Below are 20,294 nucleotides of genomic sequence, written 5' to 3'. Positions count from 1 at the left end.
ATATATATAAATACCATAATATTAACAACTATGCAACCATGACCATATGGACTACCAGTGCCTGCGCAGTGTAACGATTGGTCGGCAGCATTTTAATTCAACGCCGTGGCCCGTTTTTTTTCCGCTATGGTTTGACGGCGGGGGAGAGGAAAATTATCCTGCCTCATTATGGCAGGTACAGGCCATGACGGCGGATTTCAGAAAAGCAGCATACAGAATATTTCCAAACGGATTTGCATGAATGCTCATGTCATGAAACCGGCTGATTTTCCATGACAGGCGCCCGGTAAGCAGAGGTTTGAACGTGAACAGTTTTCCTGACACCCTGAAGAACATGCCCCCCCGCCTGGGCCGGAGGGGGTTGTTTGCCGGTTCCCTCGCCCTTGGTGCGCTGGCGGGTGGCCGGTGGGCCTCCGTGCCTGCCGCTGCCGCCGCCCTGCGGCGCACGGCGGTGCCCGGCACGGTGCCCCGGCTTGTGCCCATGCGCCCCCATGCCGACCAGATAACCGATATCAAGGTCTGCCTGCGTCCGTTCCGCGCTGCGGGTCCCCGGCTTGATGTCGAGCGGGTGGGCGAGAAGGTGGTCATCCATAATTATGGCCATGGGGGCAGCGGATGGTCGCTTTCATGGGGTTCGGCCGAGATGGCGGTGGGCAAGGCGGCTGCGCTTTCGCCCCGGCGCGTTGCGGTGGTGGGGTGCGGGGTCATTGGCCTGACCACGGCGCTGACGGCGCAGCGCGCGGGGCTTGATGTCACGATCTATACGCGCGACCTGCTGCCCCACACCCGCTCGGTCCGCGCCAATGGCAGTTGGACGCCGGATTCACGCGTGGCGCTGACAGATCCTGCAGGCCCGCAATTTGCCGATACATGGGAGCGGATGGCCCGCTATTCATGGAAAAGCTATCGCGACTATCTCGGCCTGCCCGGCAACCCGATCGACTTCCGTGACAGTTATGTCCTGTCAGATACGCCTTTTGACGCACCGGAATCCGAGCCGGAAAATCCGGGCCACAAGGGGGATTACGCCTCGACCGGCATGCCGCAGCAATCGAGCGAATTCGCCAGTTATGGCGAGCGGATACGCGATATCATTCCTGCGGCCGAACTGATCCCGGCGCAGGAAAACCCGTTTGCGGTGCCCTATGCCCGGCGCGCGCCGCTGATGATCTTCAATTTCGGGGCGTATGGGCATCTTTTGCTGTCCGAGTTCTATCAGGCAGGGGGGCGGATCGTCATCCGCGAGTTCCATACCCCTGCCGATATGAAAAGCCTGGCCGAGCCTGTCATCATCAATTGCCCCGGCTATGCGGCGCGTGACCTGTGGGGGGATCGTTCGCTCATTCCCGTGCGCGGGCAGACCGCGTGGCTGCCACCGCAGCCGGATGCGGCCTATGGGGTGCGATACAAGGGGGCCTCCGCGCTCTCGAAAAGTGACGGGTTGATGATACAGGGGTTTGACATGGCGGGCCTGGGTGAAATGGACGGCGTGGGCAACAGTTTTGAACATGCCGACCGTAGCGAGGCGGAAAAGGCAATTGGCATATTTGAAAACCTTTTTGCCCGTTTTCCGGCGGGGCAGGGCTGATGCGCGGCCTGCGAACAAAGGCGCGCGGTGTTGCCCTGGGCGCCGGGCTGCTGGCCCTGACAGTGCAGTTGGCTCATGCGGCGCCCGCGCGCGGCGCCATGTCCTATTACACGGCAGAGCAGGCCGGGCGGGGGGCTGTGGCCTACCAGCAGTTCTGCGCGGTGTGTCATGGGGCGGATCTGGGCGGGGCCTTTGACGTGCCACCGCTTGTGGGCCGCTTTGCCGCCAACTGGGCGGGGGCGCCGCTGGGCCAACTGTTTGACTATATGTCAAAAGCCATGCCGCTTTTTGCGCCCGGTACGCTGACACCGGCCCAGAATGCAGATCTGCTGGCATTCCTGCTGCGGGAAAATGGCGTTCAGGCGGGAAAGCGTGAACTGCCAGCTACCCCGGAGGGGCTGAAAAACATGCTGTTTCCCAAAATGACTTCCGCCAGCATGAAGTAAAAAAGCGGCAGGGTGCTGTTAATGGTGGAGCATGCCCATGCCCGTCTGCATGGCGGTGTGCAGCATGTCTGACCACAGGCCGCCCCTGCCACCCGGCGTCCCGCCTTCGGCCGGGGTGTCCATCTCCCGGCCGTTTGTAACGGGCAGGCCGTCATCATCAAGCGGCACGCGATGCGCAGCACAGCCCGCCAGAAACACGCAGCATGCCAGCATGATGACCGCCCGCATTCAGCCCGCCCCGCTGATCCGGATTTTCAATGTATCCGGCGGATCTGGTGGCCTGCCAACCAAGAAAAACATGCACGCTCCACGCAATTGCCCAGGACGGATACGACCTTAACCGGTGCAACTTCGTAATGGACGTAACGAAACGTGAGGTTTGATTGCGTCGTGTAAAAGGCCCGCGGCATCACAGTGTGGGGAGAGTAGGTGTCCGGGCAGGAACCTGTGCTATATTGCGGCGTTGGATGCGCGTGGCGGGCATGCCCCACCGCACCAGCATAAACCTCGTGACAGTTCCAGTACCCACAACGCAGATGCAAGGGAGATGGACATGCCGAAGTCAGATCATGATGTAAACATTCAGGAAGTTGAACTGCGGGCGATCAGCCTGTGGAACAAACAGCACCCTGACCGCCCCTGGCGGCGGCTGAGCAACCTGCATCGCTACCGCAAAACCGCGCATGCCTTGCAGGGCATTCCTGCCTTTCCTGAAGAACAGGCGCAGTTCCGCTATCTTGCAACCCATGCCATGACCATGTCGCACGCAAAAAGCTGCGCCTGAGGCGGGTGCGCAGGAAACGGTTTCCTGTTTTTGGTTGAAATGTGACAATATCAGATAAAGCGGGGCTGCGTTCAGCAGCCCCGCAAAAAGCATGTCATCACCGGTAATTCCCTATTGCAGGGCGGATGGGCTGCGCAGGGTCTGATGGTTGGAAGACATGCCGGGGCTGTCCGGGCTTTTATTGGCAGCGGGTGGCCGGGTCAGGGGTTGATCGGGCTGGTCCGCGGGGCCGGTGCGTTCACTCTTTTCAGGCAGCGGTACGGTCTTGCGGTCCTGTGGATGCGCCCGCTCTATGGAAGAGGGGGAATTGTCTCCCGGCAGGTCCACGCTCTTGTCGGTCGGGTGCTTCTGGGCCAGGGCGACCGGCCCGCTGGCCATGAGCACTACGCCCGTTATTGCAAAGGCAGAAATAATACGCATGATGTATTCTTCCTCTGTAAGGAAACATGCAGGGTGAATATGACCTTGCGTGCAGTCTCCCTGCTGGTCGTATCGTGCGGGCGCGGGGACAGTTCCGGTCGCTGCTGAATATTATCAAATATGATTGCCTCAGAAATAATTTGAAACTTCGTAAACAGAATCATGTTTGTGCTGCCATATCCACGCCTCGGTCGCAGTGTATGTCATCCATCGTCTGCTACCCTTGAAATGGTAATGGAGAGAAAAACATGACAATGCCAGAACAGGAAAAAACGGATTTTTTTGATTCAGATTTCTGCCAGCACAAGAATTTCTGGCAAAGACGCAAGGCTTCCGTCCTGGCGGATATGGTGTTTGATTTCCATAACCGGAAGTATTCCCGCCATGTCAGGAATATTGCCCGCAGGCAGCCGGTGCGCAGGATTCTCGTCACATCCGTGCGGGTGCCAAAACGCGAGCGCACGTTGCATGATGTGTTCAGGCGCATGAAGAATACAAAGCATAAGGTGGATTTCGTAACCGCGCAGATGCGCGACAGGGGCAAGTTTGGCAATATCAATACTGCACTTTCAACAGTAAAACTGCAGGATTACGACTGGGTGGTCATTACCGATGACGACGTTGCGCTGCCGCCGCGTTTTCTCGATGGGTTCATATCGTTGTGCGAAGTCATGGGGCTGAAAATATCCCAGCCCGCCCATCGTTACCATTCCTATACATCCTTTACGTTCAATTATCGCAAATGGAACAGCCTCGGGCGCATTACCCGGTATGTGGAAGATGGACCGGTCACCGCCTTCCACCGCGATGCCATGGCCTATGTCTATCCTTTCCCCGAATTGCGGTGGGCATGGGCGACGGACATCGCATTTTGCAACGCGGCGCACCGCAACCGCCATAATGTCGGCATTGTGGATTATACGGCCATAGAACACCTCAAACCCGCAGGGCAGGACTACCCCATGCAGGCCGCAAAGGCTGAAGCGCGGGCGTTCCTGTCGCGTCAGGCGCTGCGGCCCGACCGGCGCGAACTGTTCCGTAACATGGAAATTCTGCGTGACATCCAGCCCGACCACCTGACTTATGATGTGCCCTGCACGCCACATGGCCTGTGGCCCAACCTTGAGGGCACACCACCCTTTCCAGTAATGCCCTGAAATTGTAAAAGTTTTTGGTGAAGTCTGTTTCAAAAAAGCTTCAGAAGACGCTGCCTTTGTGAAAAAAGGCGAGACCTAAAAACTTTTCTTTTTCCAGCAACGGTTTATTTTCAAACCAATCTCTATGAACCAGGATAATAAACCGACATGACACAGGGCCATGACCCTCTGCCCGCGCTTGAACAGGAGCGTCTGGCCGTGCAGATCTGGCAAAATGCCTTTTGCGCGGCGGTGCTCGATCTTGATGACGCCCGGCGCGCGACGCTGTTGCGGCGGCTCGGGCAGTTCGGGCAGGTCATGATGCAGGGCCGCGAAGGAGCCAGCCGTGTCAACACCAGCGCCGTGCGTGACCATGCGCTTGGCATACTGGCCCAGGTGACACAGGCGGCACGCGAGCCCGTGCCCCGCGCGCATGTGCCGCAATGGTGCCGGGATGTGCCCGATTGTGAGTGATGGTGCATAACCGTATGTATTTACACGGCTGTTGTCTGGCTGAGCCTGCCGGACCATCATGGCACCTGTAGGCATGATGAACGGAGGCAGGACGTGATTGACCGTGAGTTGCAGGGGCAGTTACTACGCCACATGGCCGATCAGGGCGGCACAACCACCCTGCGGCCCGTGCGGGCGGCTGATGAGGAAAAATACGCCCGTAACCTGATGGACCTTGAATTGCAGGGCCTGTGCAAGGGCGGCATAGGCATACGGCCCACAGGTCTTGGCATTACGGGTGAAACCAGCCTGACGCCAGCCGGTCGCGCTTATCTTGACCGGCCCGATGACATGCACGTCACCCTGTCCGGCCCCGCAACGATAAAGGCGCTGCGCCAGCGCATTGTTGATGATCCCGACCTGTCTGATACGGAGCGGCACAGCCTCGACCGCGCGGTCGAGACCATGCACCCGCTTGCGCTCAAGGCGCTGGGGCAGGAACTGCTGGCGCGGGCCTTGCAGCATGACCCGGACGCCATACCGCTGATCCGCAAGCATGTGGGCAAGCCGTAAACGCGCTCAGGGCAGGCGGGGCTTATTGATTTGTTTTTCAGATATAAGATACATTGATATAAAATTATTTTATAGGTATTATGTAAATAAAAATTAAGCATGGCAAGTAATTTTATATGACACAAAGTATAGGCTAAAAGGGTAGGGCAATTTATTGCATATCTGCCCGGCTTCCCCATGTCTGCGCTTTTACATCCATCTCTGCGATAAATCGCGCCATCTGTCCGGGTAACGGCGCCTTCCTCGCCATGTCTGCCTGGCAGATCGGCAGGATCGAGCAGTCGGGACGGAATTTAAAAAATGCGCCATTCAACACAGACCGGCCAGCAGGGCGAGGCGGATCATTTTGCCGCAGGGGGCCGGCGGCGCAAGGCCTTTGCGGCCCTATTGCGCGCGGCTGTTCTGGGGCTGCTGGTCCTGCTGGCGGCCTACGGCGGCCCGCACGCGGCCTGCGCGGCGGATGAAGGGGCGGCACCCACGCCCGCGCATGGCATGACCCCCGATCAGGCGCGGCAGGTTCTGGCGGTGATCAACGATCCTGCCCGCCGCGCCGAGTTTGAAAATACCCTTGCCGCCATTGCTGCCGGGCTCCCGCAAGCACCCGCTCCGGCCCCAGCCCCTGCAGCACCTGCGCACGCGGCAGCCCCCGCGCAGGAGCTGACCGTGCAGCCCGACAGCCTGGGCAGCGACCTGGTGCAGGACACCGAAGCCCTGCGGGCGAGCCTGATCGTTCAGGCACAGCATTTTGTCGCCCTGTTCGGGGATCTGGCGTTCGTCGTTCACTGGACCCATACCATCTTCGCCGATCCGCAATCACGCGGCATCCTGCTTGATGCGGTGGGGAGGGCGACGCTGATCCTGCTGCTGGCGCTGGCGGCCGAGCATGGTGTCTCGCTGCTGATGCGCAAGCCCCTGCGCGGAGTGACCGCACGCGCGCTGGCTACGGAAAAACGTCTCAATCTGCCTGATGCCTCAACGGCTGCGCCAGAGCCTGCCGCACAGGCAGCGTCGGGGGCGGAAGGTGCGGGCCAGCAGGCCGCCACCGAGCAGGACATGCAGGCCCAGCACGCCACCCTGCGCCTGCTGGCGCGCGTGCCCTATTCGCTCATGCACCTGCTCATCAAGCTGGTGCCGGTGGGGCTGTTCTTTGGCTTGGGCACCGGTTTTGCCTATATGCTTACCACCACCCACCAGGCCATGCTGGTCACGCTGACGCTGACCAACGCCTATGTGGTGGCGCGGGTGGTCTACCTGCTCATGGAAACGCTGTTCGTGCCGCATTCGCCCGCCATCCGGCTGTGCAGCGCGAGCGACCAGACGGCCTTCATGGTCACGCGCTGGCTCAACTTTCTGGTGGCCGCCCCCTCGGTCGTGGTGTGCCTGTCCACGCTGGGCGGCGTGTTTGACATGCCGGCCCGCGGCACGGAGGCCATCATCCGCTCGGTGGTGCTGATCGAGCATGTGCTGGTGGCCATCTTTACGTGGCGGGTGCGCAGGCATGTCGCCTCGGCGCTGCAGCCCTCGGCGCGGCTGCTCCAGCAGCCGTTCTGGGCCTTCGTGGGGCGCATCGTGTATCTGTGGTGGGTACCGGCCATGTTCTTCAACTTTGCGCTGTGGCTGATCTGGGCTACCCACATCCAGGGTGGTTATGCGTGGATCATCCGCACGGTCATCCTGACCACGGCGGTCGTGATCCTGTCGCGCCTGTTTTCGGTGCTGGCCTATAATGTGCAGAACCGGCTCTTCCAGATCTCGCCCGCCATGGAGGCGCGTTATCCCGGCCTGCAGGCGCGGGTGAATTATTATTACCCGGCCGCGCGCAAGATCCTGTCCTTCCTGCTGTCATTCGCCACGATCATCCTGTTCCTGCAGGCACTGGGGCTGCCTGCCATTCATTTCCTGTTCCATGGCAGGCTGGGGCAGAAGATCATGGGCACGATCAGCTCGGTCATCATTGCCTATACGGTAGCGGTGTTCATATGGGAGGCCGCCAATGCGGTGCTGCAGAGCCAGATTGCGCGGTTTGAGAATTCATCACAGGAAGGGCGCGCGAGCCGCCTGCGCACCGTGCTGCCCATCATCAAGACCGTGCTGCTCGCACTGATCATCATCATTGTCGCGGTCACTACGCTCTCGCAGATCGGCATCAACGTGGCGCCGCTGCTGACGGGTGCGGGCATCATGGGTGCGGCCATCGCCTTTGGCGCGCAGAGCCTGGTCAAGGATTTCATCACCGGCTTCTTCATGCTGGTGGAAAACGCCATACAGGTGGGCGACTGGGTTACGGCTGGCGGCGTGTCGGGCACGGTGGAGCATCTGTCCATCCGCACGTTGCGGCTGCGCTCGGTCAATGGCGACCTGCATATCATCCCGTTCTCCGGGGTGTCATCGATTGCCAATACGTCGCGTGATTACAACCTTGTTGTGGTCGATGTGATGATCGACCTCAGCCAGGACACGCAGCAGTTGACCAGAATACTCCAGGAAGAGCTTGCCGCCCTGCGCAAGATCCCGCGTTTTACGCATCTGATCCTGTCGGACTTCACGTTTCTGGGCATTGAACAGGCTGATGGCAACGGCGCGCGCTTTCTTGGCTCCATCCGCACGGCACCGGGGTCGAAATGGACCGTGTACCGGCAGTATTACAGCCGCGTTGCCGTGCGCATGAATGCCGAGGGCATCAAGTTCCCCGTGCCAAGCTATCTCAACTTCATTGATAACTGGGCGGGTAACGAACTCAAGATCGATGCCACGGCCAAAGCGCCCCCACAGCAGGGGCAGGGCTGAAAAAAACAGGGCCCCTGCCAATAACCGGGCAGGGGCCTTGCTAAATGTGTTACGCGACGCGCAGCGTTATCTTGTGCAGTTCCTTTTCCACCTTCGCATCGGGGTGGCCTGCGTGGAATTCCTCACCGGGCAGCAGCTTCAGGTCGGTGATGGTATCAAGCGGCAGGACGCTCCATTCCCCCATGGGCGGCACGCGCTTTTCGTGGGCATCCTCGCCGCGATAGATCAGCACCTGCGGCTTGCCGTCGCGCTCGCCAAGTGCGTGGGGGGAGCCGATGTAGTTCTTGGCATCGAAAGTAAAACCGACAGCGGTTTTCTTGCTGATGGCGTCACGAATCATGTTTTCAACAGACATGGCTATTTTCCATTCAGGTAGATATTGTCACGCTCCCGCATGTTATAACGGGCTGTGAGCGTTATAGCCTGTCTGGCCCCGCACAGAAGGGGCGGGGGCGGTTCATTGTTGCAACACTGCCCTGCACGGTCCCGTGTAGCGGTCAGGAAATCGTATCGAGCAATAGCTTGAAATTGAGCACGAGGATGACCGCCGTCACGACCCATGACAGGAGGGCGACAGGCCGCGATATGGTAAAAGGCCCCATCTTGCGCCGGTCAGACACGAACATGACCAGCGGTATGACCGCAAAGGGCAGTTGCATGGACAGGATGACCTGGCTGAGCATGAGCAGCCGCCCCACGCCCTGGTCGCCATAAAGTGCTGTTACCGCCACCACCGGGGCGATGGCCAGCCCGCGCGTGAGCAGCCGCCGGGCCCAGGGCGGCATGTGCAGCCGCAAAAAACCTTCCATGATGATCTGCCCGGCCAGCGTGCCGGTAATGGTGGAGTTGGTGCCCGCCGCCAGCAGTGCGACCGCAAACAGCGTGGACGCAATGCCCAGCCCCAGAATGGGGGAGAGCAGGCGGTAAGCATCCTCGATCTCGGCTACGTCCTGATGGCCGCTGGTGTGAAACGCCGCTGCCGCCACGATCAGGATGGCGGCGTTGATGAACAGCGCCAGCATGAGCGCAATCGTGCTGTCCCATGTTGCCCAGCGGATCGCATCCCGCCGCCCGGGCTCGGTGCGGGGAAAGGCGCGGGTCTGCACGATGGAGGAATGCAGGTAGAGGTTATGTGGCATGACCGTCGCCCCGATGATGCCAATGGCGATATAGAGCATCTGACTGTTGGTCACGATTGCGGCGCGGGGCATGAAACCTGCCAGCATGGCGGCAATGGGCGGGTGGGCAGCAATAACCTGCACCGCAAAGCATAGGGCAATAATGCTGAGCAGCCCGATCACGAAAGCTTCGAGGTAACGGAAACCCCGGTTCATGAGAAAGAGCACGATAAAAACATCGAGCACCGATATGACCGCCCCCATGAGCAGGGATATGCCAAACAGCAGTTGTAACGCCACTGCCGTGCCGATGACTTCCGCAAGGTCGCACGCCGTGATGGCCAGTTCGCAGGCCAGCCACAGCACGATGTTCACGGTGGGGGGAAAATGGTCGCGGCAGGCCTGCGCCAGATCGCGCCCGGTGGCGATGCCCAGCCGGGCCGAAAGCGATTGCAGCAGCACGGCCATAAAGTTTGACAGCCCGATGACAGCCAGCAGCGTATAGCCAAACTGTGCCCCGCCCTGCAGGTCGGTCGCCCAGTTGCCGGGGTCCATATAACCAACCGACACCATATAGCCCGGCCCCATGAAGGCCAGCAGCCGCCGCAACCATGAGGCTCCGGCCTGCGGCACCTGCACGGAGGCAAACACTTCCGGCAAGCTGTTCTGATCAGGCCCGGATGTTTTTTCAAACCGCCAGGCGGTGTTTTGGGTGGAGTGGGGCGGAGCAGGGCGGTCTGGCATCATGAGATGACTTAATCGCACTCGCCTAAAATATGCAATACGCTATATTAGATAGCAAAAGAAAATATTATCAGGCCATGGTATGTTCCGGCACCAGCCGCTTCAGGCAGAAGATTGGGTACAGGTAGAACGCCGTGCAGGTTTGCCAGTCAGTTGTAAAACAGGGTTTTGTCGGGCCGAGGCGATTTCGGGTCTGCTGCTACGGTTGCGCTTGAGGCGCTGTTTGACAGGGGCTTATTGATCAGAAATCACAAAAGTTCCTGTGTGTTACCTTCTTTCAAAAGTACTACCAGAAACTTTTTATGATGATAGGAGCCCGATCCGAAAGTTTTTCAAGCTTGACAATGCCTTGCTGTCCGTCGTGTGAGCATGCGGATCGAGGCGATCAATGTCCATGCGGTTGAGGACGCAATGGATTGTTCCCAATCTTTGGCGAGCCGCCTGCACCGTCCCAGCCAGGCGAATGTCCGTTCAACCACCCAGCGGCGCGGCAGGATCTGAAAGCCTTTCACCGTATCGGACCGCCTGATGATTTCGACCGTCCATTTTCCCATGGAGGCGAGCGCGGATCGCAATTTCTCGCCAGCATAGCCGCCATCAGCGAAGATGTGGCGCAGCCAGGGAAAGCGCCTGCGTATTGCCGCCAGGACATCAACGGCCCCATCACGATCCTGGATATCGGCGGCATGAACGAGGAGAAAGATCAGGAAGCCGCAGGTATCAGTCACGATATGGCGCTTGCGGCCCTTGACCTTCTTGCCCGCGTCATAGCCCGAAAGCCCGCCGCTTTCCGTAGTTTTCACCGACTGGCTGTCAATCACGCCCGCGCTCGGGGAGGCTTCACGCCCCTCGATCTCGCGCAGGCTCATGACCAGCACCGTATTCATGACCTCGAACAGCCCGGTATCACGCCAGGCGTAGAAATAGCGCCTGACAGTCGAGACCGGCGGAAAGCATTTCGGCAGCAGGCGCCACGCGCACCCGGCCGAGGCTATGTAGAGCATCGCATTGACCACCTCGCGCATATCCGTCGTGCGAGGGCGACCGCCCCGTTTCGCAGGGGGCACAAATGGCATGATCAAAGCCCATTCCCCGTCCATCATATCCGATGGATATCGCAGTCCTTCCCGGCTATGTTCACGTCGGGCAATACCAGTCCATGTCACCATTCACTCCATCTCTTCGTAAAGACGGATGAATCACAACAGGCTGGTATTGTTCAAAAACTTTCGGATCAGGCTCTAGGGTATTGCCTGATCGCCATCTAAAGGAAAGAACTTTCGACGGACCAGTACGGAACTGACTCCATTTGAAAATATTATAATATCAGGATAGAGTATTTATATCTGTTTTTTTAAAATTAATGCTGATATATTTACAATTTAATTGTAATAAGGCGTATTGTTAACTTTTGGCAGACTCTTTTCCCAGTCGAAGTAAAACAGGTTTACCCAGACCACATTGCCTGGACAAGCAATGGCAGTCAGATTTTTTAAAAAATTAAAGAAAGTAGAACTTCTTTTTTGTATTTATATTGATAGAGATATATAATTCTAAAGAGAAATATATGGATGGTCATCATCAACAACTGTCCATCCCTGTGTTTCACGGCCTACGGCCATTATACGTTTTCCAGTTTCCCATGTATCAGGCGTTGTGGAAACGAAGAGACCTGAAAAACCGGATAAAGTTAAATCATTAGTATTTTTTTATCAAATAGGGCCGGATTAACATCTTTCAGAATAGTGCAATAAGCTTGATGCAGTTCAGCGTCACTCATGAAACTCTCTTTTCGCTACCCAGAAGAACTAATATCGTCAGCCTCTCCCCGAATATCGGTAGGGATCAGGTATATGATGTGCTCTATTTAAGAGAGTGGATAATAGTACATATTCATCTTGGCTACCAATAGGTAGCCAAGACACGGGTTTGTTAAAAATTTGTGCGAAACTGCAAATGGGTCATGGGGTAGGGTGGTACCCCATGACCTCATCTACCATGCCGTCAGCGCATGCCACCGCCCAGCGTCGCGCTGACCACGCCCGCGATCACGCCGGAGGTGATGGCCGTCAGCAGGTACTGGTTGCCATAGCGCATCCACTGGTAGCCTGATGGCGGGGCGGAAAGGCCACGGTGGCTCTGCCAGTCATTGACAATCCAGCGGCTGTTGCGCGGACCATCATAACGCTCGCCCTGATGCCACACGCGGTTCATGTCCGGATTGTTGTCATGCCAGCCGCCATCACGGTTGCCGCCAGGGCCTGCCATGCGGTGATCGGGACCACCATGCGGGGCAGGGCGATGCTGCGGGCCGCGGGCAGGACTACGCTGACCGGGACCGTGCTGCTCGGGGCCTGCATGCGGGCCTTCATGGCCAGCGAAGCCACTTACGCCACCCGGACCGGGTCCCTGCGGTCCACCAAAGGGCTGGGCCTGGGCCGATGTTGCAAAGCCCAGAAGGCATGCTGCGCCAAGCGCCAGAAAAGATTGTTTTTTCATTACGTTTACAGGCCTGATCCTGAGTGTTGGGTCAACCCTGATCCTGAGCAGTGCAGGCAGGGTTGAAAAGGATTATTATTTCCGCACAGTGTGGCGTCATGCCGTGCGTAGAAATCAGCAAAGCTCCGGGTTACGGCCGGACCAGTGTGGTCATGTAATCAGAAGGCAGGCTACAAGACCGCATATCCCTATGATCATGCACATCCGGTCATAGGGTGCCGTCTGCTGCTTTGTGCAACCCCATGCTGACATTACGGCGACCCGAGGAATAGAAATGTCAGCATCATTCACTAAACCCGTTGCCGTTGCGCCAATATGTATACAAGCATATTCATATCCGGAATATGGCAATTTCAATAAATTTCGTAATAAGACGTGTCTGCTGTTATCAGGCGTGAGTGAAATGGAACCCGCGCAAAACCTCCTCACCGCTCGGTGTCGAGCACCATCCGCCCAGCGGTAGCCAGCGCCACATCGGCCTGGGGCGTATGAATGCGCGCGCAGAGCACATTGCGGTAATGCCGCTCGAGCGGGTTGTCCTGGCTCAGGGCCGGGTTGCCAATCGCGGCAAGGCCCAGTTCAACCGACTTGATGGCGTTTTCTGTCACCACATACTTGGCCAGGTTGGCTTCATGCGGGGGGTAGTTACCGCTTTCGGCCTTGGTCAGCGCGGTTTCGATCAAACTTTCATTGACCATCAGCAGGGCATCGATCTCGCCCAGCAGGGTGTGAAAGCGCGGCAGCGTGGCCAGCGGTTTGCCCAGCGCGGTCGGCACGCGTTCATGCAGGAAGGTGATCAGCCAGTCCCGCGCAGCGCGGGCCACGCCATCATACAGGCAGGCAATGGCCAGCACATGCCCCACCACAAGCGAGCCGTCGCGCGTGTGCCATTCTTCGGGCTTGCGCAGGTCCACCAGCGCGGTATCAGGCAGTTCCACATTATCGAACACGACGGTATGGCTGCCCGTGGCGCGCATGCCCATCTGGTTCCAGCTGCGCTCTATGCTCACGCCGGGCAGGGTCAGATCCACGAGCACCTGCCCCACGCGTGGCTCCGGCTCATCGGTTGCGGCCCAGACCGTGCCCCAGCGCAGGGCGGTGGACCCCGTGGAATAGATCTTGCGCCCGTTCAGCCGTGCCCTGCCATCAACCCATGTGATGCGCGTGCCGGGCAGCCCCCCGCGTGAGGGCGTGCCCAGTTCGGGCTCGACCCGCAGCGCGTTGATCAGCGCACCTTCGTGCAGGGCGGTGTCGATCACCTGCTTGCGCGCAGCCTGAGGCCAGTTGGTGGCCCTGGCAATGACGGCGTGCTGCAGGTAGTGCATGCCAACAATCAGCGCCGTGGTGGGGTCGCCTTTCGCCAGCGTGCCGATTACCTCGACTATCTGCCGCAGGCCGCCCCCCTGGCCGCCATCCGCGCGGGCTATGGTCAGGCCCAGCAGGCCCGCCGCGCGCACGTCATCAAGGTTATCGGTTGCAATCTCCCCCGATCGGTCATAAGCCGCCGCGCGCTGCGCAAAACGGGCTGCCATGTCCGTCAGGGCGGCTTTGGTCTGTGCCGGGGCGGGGGAGGGCGTTGCGTTCATGGATCACCTGTTTCCTTGCTGCGGCTGTTCGCGCCTGCGTGTGGATGAGAGCACGCAGATGGTACCAAAATACCCCATGGCGGGGAGAAGAAGCGTAGCGAGACGTGCGCTACGTATCCTGTCTGACAGATACGGCAGAATTATAACGCCATCAATAGTGATTTTATGATTTCACCATAATTAATGGTTTCATGCGCGATTTCGTTCCTGCCCGGCCGGACCAAAGCTGGTGAAATATGCGGGCAGCCTATAGGCCTGCAAAGTGGAAAAAATTTTGACGCCGAAAACGATAGCGGCCCAAAAGTGCTTATGTCTCGGTCGTTTCTGTGCTTACGGACCATCGGAGGCGAAGCGGTAGCGGGGCTCTTATTTGTTGTTTTTTCCGATATGACGAGGCAAGTAAAAAATTATCCGTTGCGTGCATATAGTCCTGCCGATAGGGCAGGGCGCGTGTTATACAGTGTTATATTTATTTTGTGGGTGTTCTGGTGGTTCTGTTTTTTTCTGGCCTGATTGCGCTTGTGCTTCTGGTCGCACTCAACATATTTATTTCGCTATCGGAAATATCATTTGCTGCCGCCCGTGATGCCCGCCTGCGCTCCCGCGCCGAAGCGGGAGATGAACGGGCTGTCGCCTTCCTGAAATTGCGCCGCAACAGCGGGCAGGTCATGACCGTGCTCCAGATCTGCCTCAATGGCGTGGGCGTGCTTGGCGGCATGATCAGTTCGCAGATGCTCTCGCCCTCGCTCACGCATGGCTTTACGCAGTGGGGCCTGAGCGAGGCCACGGCCGGAACGCTGGCCTCCGTGCTGGGGTTCATGCTGGTTACCGGCCTGTTCGTGCTGTTTGCCGATCTGCTGCCCAAGCGTATCGCCATGAATGCGCCTGACAAGATCGCGCTGGCCGTGGGGTGGTTTCCCGCCCTGGCGTTGCGGCTGCTTTTTCCCATCGTGTGGGTGTTTTCCAAGGTGTCTGACGCGATCCTGCGCGCGCTGCGCATTCCGGCGGCCTCTGCGGTGGAACCCGTAACACCTGAAGACCTGCGGGCCATTCTTGCCGCCGGCACCGCCTCGGGCGTGCTGCTCGAGCAGGAGCACCAGATGATCCAGAACGTGCTCGGGCTGCAGGACCGCTCCATTACCTCCGCCATGACCCCGCGTGACGAGATCGTATTCCTCGACCTGCAGGAAACCACCGGGATGCAGAAGGCCAAGGTGCGCGCCAAGCCTTATTCCCGCTATCCTTTATGCAATGGCGGGCTGGACAACGTGGTAGGCTCCATCCGGGCGGAAGACGTACTGGCTGCCGTGGTGGACCGCGACCCTGACAGCCTGGCGCCACCCGTGCCCAAGAGCGGCCCGTCGGCCGAGAACCCGATTTTTCAGGTGCGCCGTGATGTGCTCTCGGTGCCCGAGACCATTAATCTGTGGGATACGCTGGCCCAGTTCGACATTCACGGCGTGGGCTTTGCGCTGGTGGTGAATGAATACGGGCTGGTCGTGGGGCTGATTACCTTCAAGGATATCATGGGCGCACTGATGGGGGGCGTGGCCAACCCGTTCGAGGAGCAGCTGATTGTGCGGCGTGATGCCAATTCATGGCTGATTGACGGCGCGGCCTCGATCGGGGATGTGCGGCGTGAACTTGATGCCAGCGATCTTGATGAAGCAGGGCCGTTCGATACGATCGGCGGCTTCATCATGCACCGCCTGCGCCGCATGGCCCGCAAGGCGGACCGGGTGGATACGATGGGCTTCCGCTTTGAAGTGGTTGACGTGGAAGGTTTTCGCATCAACCAGCTACTTGTTACCCGCCTGAACGGGTAGCAGGCCCGGTTGCCCGCAACTGGCGTCAGTTATCTTTTTGGGGTCCGGTGATGGACTGATACTCCAGCACCGGGCCGTTGTGACTGGTTGATTTTATCTTGCCTGTCAGCGTGACGTACTGCCCCAGATAAGACGTGAACTCGGCGATTGAATTCTTCGGATCATGTTCCGTGATCGGGAGGAACGTCGTCGGCGTTACGTTACTGTCCTCAATGTAGTCACCTTCTCCCGTGTTTTCAATTTCCTTGAGCCGGTAAGGTGTATCCGTTTTCAATACGGCATATTTATAGTAAGAACCTGAATTCTTATCTCTGGTTTCAACAAACTCTATTGTTCCCTTGAGCGTAATATCTGCTCCATCATCTACGGTCGTCGTGTAGTTCGGTGCGGAATATTTGATAACCAGAGTGGTGTCATTATCACCGTTGGCATGGCTCGGGCCAGAAAAACCACAGAGGATGGAAACAGAAATGGCCAGCGAGGACGCAGAAATTTTACCCCATGAGACAACAGTGCGGCGCATATCAGGTTCCGTGCTTGTGTTGAAAGAAAGGGGCGAACCGAACGCCGCCAAGCGGCGTTCATTCACGCGATAGGGGGCACTCTAAACGGAATCTGCTGATTGTCCAACGCGCTGGGGGCAAGCCCGCCCCCGGTCAGCCTTAAAGATGGCGGCCTGTCTTTCATGCCCGACCTATGCCCCGCTGAAGGCATCAGTCCTTCTGCGGCATGTCCGGCTCAGGGGGCAGGCAGGTTTTTGCGGGGAAGTGCGGTAGCGAAGTGCAGCCTTCGGGCGTATTGTTGCGCAGGCATGTGGCGAAGTCGGCAAAGGCGGCCCCGCGCGGGTCAGATGCACGCCAGACCAGCCCGATCGTGCGGCTTGCGGCGGGAATGGGCTGGACCGTGATCAGTCCTTCCCACTCGCTACGGTTGCGCAGGGCGAGGCGGGGAATGAGCGAATAACCTTCGCCCGCGCCAATCATGTGCCACAACATCTCAAGGCTTGCGGCCAGGCGTTCGGGCTCGTGGTTTGATGACATGCCGCACAGGGCCAGCGCCTGGTCACGCAGGCAGTGCCCGTCTTCAAGCAAAAGCAGGTCCGGCCCCTTCAGGTCGGGCATGGTCAGGTTCTTGCGCTCGGCCAGCGCGTGCTCGGCAGGGAAGGCGGCCAGAAACGGCTCGCTGAACAGCGGCACGCTGTGAAAGCCCTCGCCACTGACCGGCAGGGCCGCGAGCACGATATCAAGTTCATCATGGCGCAGCATGCGCAGCATGATGTCGGTCAGGCTGTCGGTCAGGCGCAACTGCAACTGCGGGTAGTTACGGCGCAGCAGCGGCAGCAGGTTGGGAACGTAATAGGGGCCGAGCGTTGCAATCACGCCAATGCGCAGCAGCCCCTCCAGCTGACCAGTGCGCACGCGCGCGGCCTCGATCATGGCGCGGGCGGCAGCCAGCACCTCGCGCCCCATGCCGATCAGCCGCGCGCCATCGGGCGTAGGGGCGACATGGCGGCGCGAACGCTCGAACAGGACCACGCCCAGCAGGGCCTCGAGCTTGCGCACCTGCTCCGACAGGCCGCCCTGGCTCACGCCGCACCGCTCTGCAGCGCGTGAAAAGTTGCGCAGATCGTCTACTGCCACAACATATTCGATATCACGCAGCGAGAGGCCAGAGAGAGGAATGTAGGTCATGCGTATAGATAGAACCTATTTCGGATCATTTGTAAAAAGGTTTCTCCTATCACAGACATTGACAGAAACTGTTTCTGCGCATTTCGTGAGCGTGGGATAAGAACCCGTCGACAACTGACACGCGAAACCAAGGAGCATTCCAATGGCACGCATCAATGACTCGCTGAAACCGTTCGCGACCGACGCCTTCCATAACGGCCAGTTCATCAAGGTGACCGATGCCGACGTGAAGGGCAAATGGTCCGTCTTCTTCTTCTATCCGGCGGATTTTACCTTTGTCTGCCCGACGGAACTCGAAGACCTTGCAGATAATTACGCCGCCTTCCAGAAGCTGGGCGTGGAAATCTATTCGGTCTCGACCGACAAGCATTTCACCCACAAGGCGTGGCATGACACGTCACCCGCCATCAGCAAGATCAAATATGTCATGCTTGGCGACCCGACGGGCCACATTGCACGTAATTTTGATGTGTATATCGAGGAAGCCGGCGTGGCCGACCGTGGCGCGTTCCTGCTCGATCCCGAAGGCAAGATCCAGTACATCGAGATCACGGCAGGCAGCGTTGGCCGCAGCGCCGCCGAACTGCTCTCCAAGATCGAGGCGGCGCAGTATGTTGCCTCCCACCCTGGTGAAGTCTGCCCCGCGAAGTGGAAGGAAGGCAGCGAAACGCTGACCCCCTCGCTCGACCTCGTAGGCAAGATCTGATCTTTGTATCTGGCCCGGCCCCCGCAACACGCAGGGGCCGGGTCAGAGCCCCGCACACCCTGCCTGAAAAAGTGGAGAGACGTGCCATGTTGCAAGATGCCATCAAGACGCAGCTCAAGGGTTACCTCGCCAGCCTCGCGCACCCCATCGTGCTCGAAGCCTCGCTAGATGACAGCCCGCCCTCGCGTGAGATGCATGAACTGCTGCACGAGGTCGCCGCCCTTTCCGACAGGGTGCAGGTCAGCGAGCAGGGCGAGGCCACGCGCAGGCCTTCCTTTGTCATCAGACAGGCCGGGGCGAAGGCGGGGAGCGTGAGCTTCGCCGCCATTCCCATGGGCCATGAATTCACGTCTTTCGTGCTTGCCATGCTGCAGGTGGGCGGCCACGCGCCCAAATTCTCCGATGACATGGTGGCCCAGATCCGCGCCCTGCCAGGGCAGTACAATTTCGAGACCTATGTGGCGCTGTCATGCCAGAACTGCCCGGATGTGGTGCAGGCGCTCAACGCCATGAGTGTCATCAACCCCAACATCCACAATGTGACGATTGATGGCGCGCTGTTTCAGGATGAGGTGACGGCGCGCAACATCATGTCGGTGCCGCAGGTCTACCTCAATGGCCAGCTGTTCGAGACCGGCCGCACCGATGCGGGCCAGATCCTGGCGAAGCTTGATGCGGATGCGCCGAAACGTGCCGCGGCAAAACTGAAGGATATCGCGCCCTTTGACGTGCTGATCATCGGCAGTGGCCCGGCAGGGGCCTCGGCTGCGGTCTATGCGGCGCGCAAGGGCGTGCGCACCGGGCTGGTGGCCGAGCGTTTTGGCGGCCAGATGATGGATACCGAGGGCATCGAGAACTTCATCTCCGTGCCCGAGACAACCGGCCCCAGGCTCTCCGCAGCGCTGGAAGCCCATGTCCGTGCCTATGATGTCGATGTGATACCAGGCGAAGTCGCGACCGAACTCTTCCCTGCCGTTCATCCCGGCGGGCTGCATGGCGTGGCGCTGGAAAGTGGTGCGATCCTTCACGCCCGCACCGTCATCGTGGCCACCGGCGCGCACTGGCGCCACCTCGGCGTGCCGGGCGAGGAAGAATACCGCAACAAGGGCGTGGCCTACTGCCCGCATTGCGATGGCCCGTTCTACAAGGGCAAGCGCGTGGCGGTGGCAGGCGGCGGCAATAGCGGGGTGGAGGCGGCCATCGACCTTGCCGGTATCGTGGCGCACGTTACCCTGCTCCAGCGCGGCTCTCACCTCAAGGCGGACAAGGTGCTGTGCGACAAGCTCGCCACCCTGCCCAACGTGACCGTGCTGACCGAGGCGCTGACCACCCGCATCGAGGGCAATGGCCGCAACGTGACCGGCCTGACCTATCGCGGTGGCGACGGGGCGGATCATCATGTCGATCTTGAAGGGGTGTTCGTTCAGATCGGCCTGCTGCCCAATACGGACTGGCTGAAGGATACCGTGGAGCGCAACGCGTTTGGCGAGATCGTGGTCAATGACCATGGCGCGACCTCGGTGCCCGGCGTGTTTGCCGCAGGCGATGCCACCACCACGCCCTACAAGCAGATCGTCATTGCCATAGGCGATGGCGCCAAGGCGGCGCTGTCGGCATTTGACTACCTCATCCGCGTGCCAGCGCCGGTGGAGAAGAAGGTGCCAGCCTGAACCGGGGCCGCCCAAACAGGTTTCTGGCGAGGCTTCTTTCAAAAAGCTTTGAATAATGCCGCCTTTTTAAAAAAAGGGCGGCGCCCCAAAACTTTTATTGTTTTTGCTCACTGCCATCATGAAATGCCGCTCACAAGCCAAAATGGCAGGCAACCTGCGCTGCTGCCTGCCGTTGGGCCAGAACAGGCAGCATGCAGGGGCAGCCCATGCCCTATGAGGGGGCAATCAGGTCGCTACTGCACGGAAGAGCCTGCATCATTTCGTACG

Annotated in this window: 19 protein-coding genes; 10 read left to right on the top strand and 9 right to left on the bottom strand. The window is 59.1% G+C overall.

Features of this window, described 5'->3' with window-relative positions:
* Positions 1-346: 346 nt before the first annotated feature.
* Together FMA36_RS14610 and FMA36_RS14605 are read left to right on the top strand one after the other, a co-directional pair.
* Positions 347-1,588, top strand: coding sequence for an FAD-dependent oxidoreductase (locus FMA36_RS14610; RefSeq protein ID WP_206065333.1), 1,242 nt, complete (start codon positions 347-349; stop codon positions 1,586-1,588).
* A complete protein-coding gene (locus tag FMA36_RS14605) occupies positions 1,588-2,034 on the top strand; it encodes a c-type cytochrome (protein WP_159263037.1) in 447 nt (148 codons plus the stop codon). The genes FMA36_RS14610 and FMA36_RS14605 overlap by 1 nt, the downstream gene beginning before the upstream one ends.
* 18 nt (positions 2,035-2,052) lie before the next feature.
* On the opposite strand, the gene FMA36_RS14600 is transcribed toward FMA36_RS14605, so the two are convergent.
* Positions 2,053-2,262, bottom strand: a complete 210-nt coding sequence (locus FMA36_RS14600; protein WP_159263036.1) for a hypothetical protein — start codon at positions 2,260-2,262, stop codon at positions 2,053-2,055.
* Between the two features lie 325 nt (positions 2,263-2,587).
* Here FMA36_RS14600 and FMA36_RS14595 point away from each other — a divergent pair, with 325 nt between their 5' ends.
* Positions 2,588-2,818 (top strand): hypothetical protein, encoded by a 231-nt coding sequence (locus FMA36_RS14595; RefSeq protein WP_240906388.1) that lies wholly within the window; start codon positions 2,588-2,590, stop codon positions 2,816-2,818.
* Positions 2,819-2,929: 111 nt separating this feature from the next.
* Here FMA36_RS14595 and FMA36_RS14590 read toward each other — a convergent pair whose 3' ends face one another.
* Positions 2,930-3,238, bottom strand: a complete 309-nt coding sequence (locus FMA36_RS14590) for a hypothetical protein (protein WP_159263034.1) — start codon at positions 3,236-3,238, stop codon at positions 2,930-2,932.
* A gap of 248 nt (positions 3,239-3,486) precedes the next feature.
* Here FMA36_RS14590 and FMA36_RS14585 point away from each other — a divergent pair, with 248 nt between their 5' ends.
* From FMA36_RS14585 to FMA36_RS14570, 4 genes are all read left to right on the top strand, one after another.
* The gene (locus FMA36_RS14585; protein ID WP_240906387.1) at positions 3,487-4,395 is read left to right on the top strand and encodes a glycosyltransferase; all 909 of its coding nucleotides are present in this window, start codon (positions 3,487-3,489) and stop codon (positions 4,393-4,395) included.
* A gap of 147 nt (positions 4,396-4,542) precedes the next feature.
* Positions 4,543-4,848, top strand: a complete 306-nt coding sequence (locus FMA36_RS14580; protein ID WP_159263033.1) for a hypothetical protein — start codon at positions 4,543-4,545, stop codon at positions 4,846-4,848.
* A gap of 93 nt (positions 4,849-4,941) precedes the next feature.
* The gene (locus FMA36_RS14575) at positions 4,942-5,400 is read left to right on the top strand and encodes a hypothetical protein (protein WP_159263032.1); all 459 of its coding nucleotides are present in this window, start codon (positions 4,942-4,944) and stop codon (positions 5,398-5,400) included.
* Between the two features lie 300 nt (positions 5,401-5,700).
* Complete coding sequence (locus tag FMA36_RS14570) at positions 5,701-8,187, top strand: mechanosensitive ion channel family protein (RefSeq protein ID WP_408885624.1); 2,487 nt, start codon at positions 5,701-5,703, stop codon at positions 8,185-8,187.
* 49 nt (positions 8,188-8,236) lie between these two features.
* Here FMA36_RS14570 and FMA36_RS14565 read toward each other — a convergent pair whose 3' ends face one another.
* From FMA36_RS14565 to FMA36_RS14545, 5 genes are all read right to left on the bottom strand, one after another.
* A complete protein-coding gene (locus FMA36_RS14565) occupies positions 8,237-8,542 on the bottom strand; it encodes a hypothetical protein (RefSeq protein ID WP_159263031.1) in 306 nt (101 codons plus the stop codon).
* Positions 8,543-8,684: 142 nt separating this feature from the next.
* Positions 8,685-10,052, bottom strand: a complete 1,368-nt coding sequence (locus tag FMA36_RS14560) for an Nramp family divalent metal transporter (protein WP_159263030.1) — start codon at positions 10,050-10,052, stop codon at positions 8,685-8,687.
* Between the two features lie 329 nt (positions 10,053-10,381).
* Positions 10,382-11,218, bottom strand: coding sequence for an IS5-like element IS1031A family transposase (locus FMA36_RS14555; RefSeq protein WP_048859179.1), 837 nt, complete (start codon positions 11,216-11,218; stop codon positions 10,382-10,384).
* Between the two features lie 835 nt (positions 11,219-12,053).
* On the bottom strand, positions 12,054-12,548 hold the full coding sequence (locus FMA36_RS14550; RefSeq protein WP_159263029.1) for an RcnB family protein: 495 nt from the start codon (positions 12,546-12,548) through the stop codon (positions 12,054-12,056).
* 425 nt (positions 12,549-12,973) lie between these two features.
* Positions 12,974-14,134 carry an acyl-CoA dehydrogenase family protein gene (locus FMA36_RS14545; protein ID WP_159263028.1) on the bottom strand — a complete coding sequence of 387 codons (1,161 nt, stop codon included), beginning with the start codon at positions 14,132-14,134 and terminating at the stop codon, positions 12,974-12,976.
* Between the two features lie 488 nt (positions 14,135-14,622).
* Here FMA36_RS14545 and FMA36_RS14540 point away from each other — a divergent pair, with 488 nt between their 5' ends.
* Positions 14,623-15,960, top strand: a complete 1,338-nt coding sequence (locus tag FMA36_RS14540; protein ID WP_206065115.1) for a hemolysin family protein — start codon at positions 14,623-14,625, stop codon at positions 15,958-15,960.
* A gap of 25 nt (positions 15,961-15,985) precedes the next feature.
* Here FMA36_RS14540 and FMA36_RS14535 read toward each other — a convergent pair whose 3' ends face one another.
* Both FMA36_RS14535 and FMA36_RS14530 read right to left on the bottom strand, forming a co-directional pair.
* A complete protein-coding gene (locus FMA36_RS14535) occupies positions 15,986-16,549 on the bottom strand; it encodes a hypothetical protein (protein ID WP_159263026.1) in 564 nt (187 codons plus the stop codon).
* 124 nt (positions 16,550-16,673) lie between these two features.
* Positions 16,674-17,651: a hydrogen peroxide-inducible genes activator gene (locus FMA36_RS14530; RefSeq protein WP_159263025.1), complete on the bottom strand. Its 978-nt coding sequence runs from the start codon at positions 17,649-17,651 to the stop codon at positions 16,674-16,676.
* 142 nt (positions 17,652-17,793) lie between these two features.
* Between FMA36_RS14530 and ahpC the strand changes: the two genes are divergently transcribed.
* A complete protein-coding gene (ahpC, locus tag FMA36_RS14525; protein WP_061274974.1) occupies positions 17,794-18,357 on the top strand; it encodes an alkyl hydroperoxide reductase subunit C in 564 nt (187 codons plus the stop codon).
* Positions 18,358-18,443: 86 nt separating this feature from the next.
* A complete protein-coding gene (gene ahpF / locus FMA36_RS14520; RefSeq protein WP_159263024.1) occupies positions 18,444-20,027 on the top strand; it encodes an alkyl hydroperoxide reductase subunit F in 1,584 nt (527 codons plus the stop codon).
* Positions 20,028-20,294: the final 267 nt, after the last annotated feature.

This window comes from Komagataeibacter xylinus, from assembly GCF_009834365.1.
GTDB lineage: Bacteria > Pseudomonadota > Alphaproteobacteria > Acetobacterales > Acetobacteraceae > Komagataeibacter > Komagataeibacter xylinus_D.
Note: the sequence above shows the minus strand (reverse complement) of the source record. Positions and strands in the feature narration are given on the sequence as shown.

Bases quoted from the DNA above. Each gene is read 5' to 3' on its own strand.
- FMA36_RS14605 (WP_159263037.1), top strand. From the start codon at position 1,588: ATGCGCGGCCTGCGAACAAAGGCGCGCGGTGTTGCCCTGGGCGCCGGG.
- FMA36_RS14600 (WP_159263036.1), bottom strand. From the start codon at position 2,262: ATGCGGGCGGTCATCATGCTGGCATGCTGCGTGTTTCTGGCGGGCTGT.
- FMA36_RS14595 (WP_240906388.1), top strand. From the start codon at position 2,588: ATGCCGAAGTCAGATCATGATGTAAACATTCAGGAAGTTGAACTGCGG.
- FMA36_RS14590 (WP_159263034.1), bottom strand. From the start codon at position 3,238: ATGCGTATTATTTCTGCCTTTGCAATAACGGGCGTAGTGCTCATGGCC.
- FMA36_RS14585 (WP_240906387.1), top strand. From the start codon at position 3,487: ATGACAATGCCAGAACAGGAAAAAACGGATTTTTTTGATTCAGATTTC.
- FMA36_RS14580 (WP_159263033.1), top strand. From the start codon at position 4,543: ATGACACAGGGCCATGACCCTCTGCCCGCGCTTGAACAGGAGCGTCTG.
- FMA36_RS14570 (WP_408885624.1), top strand. From the start codon at position 5,701: ATGCGCCATTCAACACAGACCGGCCAGCAGGGCGAGGCGGATCATTTT.
- FMA36_RS14565 (WP_159263031.1), bottom strand. From the start codon at position 8,542: ATGTCTGTTGAAAACATGATTCGTGACGCCATCAGCAAGAAAACCGCT.
- FMA36_RS14560 (WP_159263030.1), bottom strand. From the start codon at position 10,052: ATGATGCCAGACCGCCCTGCTCCGCCCCACTCCACCCAAAACACCGCC.
- FMA36_RS14555 (WP_048859179.1), bottom strand. From the start codon at position 11,218: ATGGTGACATGGACTGGTATTGCCCGACGTGAACATAGCCGGGAAGGA.
- FMA36_RS14550 (WP_159263029.1), bottom strand. From the start codon at position 12,548: ATGAAAAAACAATCTTTTCTGGCGCTTGGCGCAGCATGCCTTCTGGGC.
- FMA36_RS14545 (WP_159263028.1), bottom strand. From the start codon at position 14,134: ATGAACGCAACGCCCTCCCCCGCCCCGGCACAGACCAAAGCCGCCCTG.
- FMA36_RS14530 (WP_159263025.1), bottom strand. From the start codon at position 17,651: ATGACCTACATTCCTCTCTCTGGCCTCTCGCTGCGTGATATCGAATAT.
- ahpC (WP_061274974.1), top strand. From the start codon at position 17,794: ATGGCACGCATCAATGACTCGCTGAAACCGTTCGCGACCGACGCCTTC.
- ahpF (WP_159263024.1), top strand. From the start codon at position 18,444: ATGTTGCAAGATGCCATCAAGACGCAGCTCAAGGGTTACCTCGCCAGC.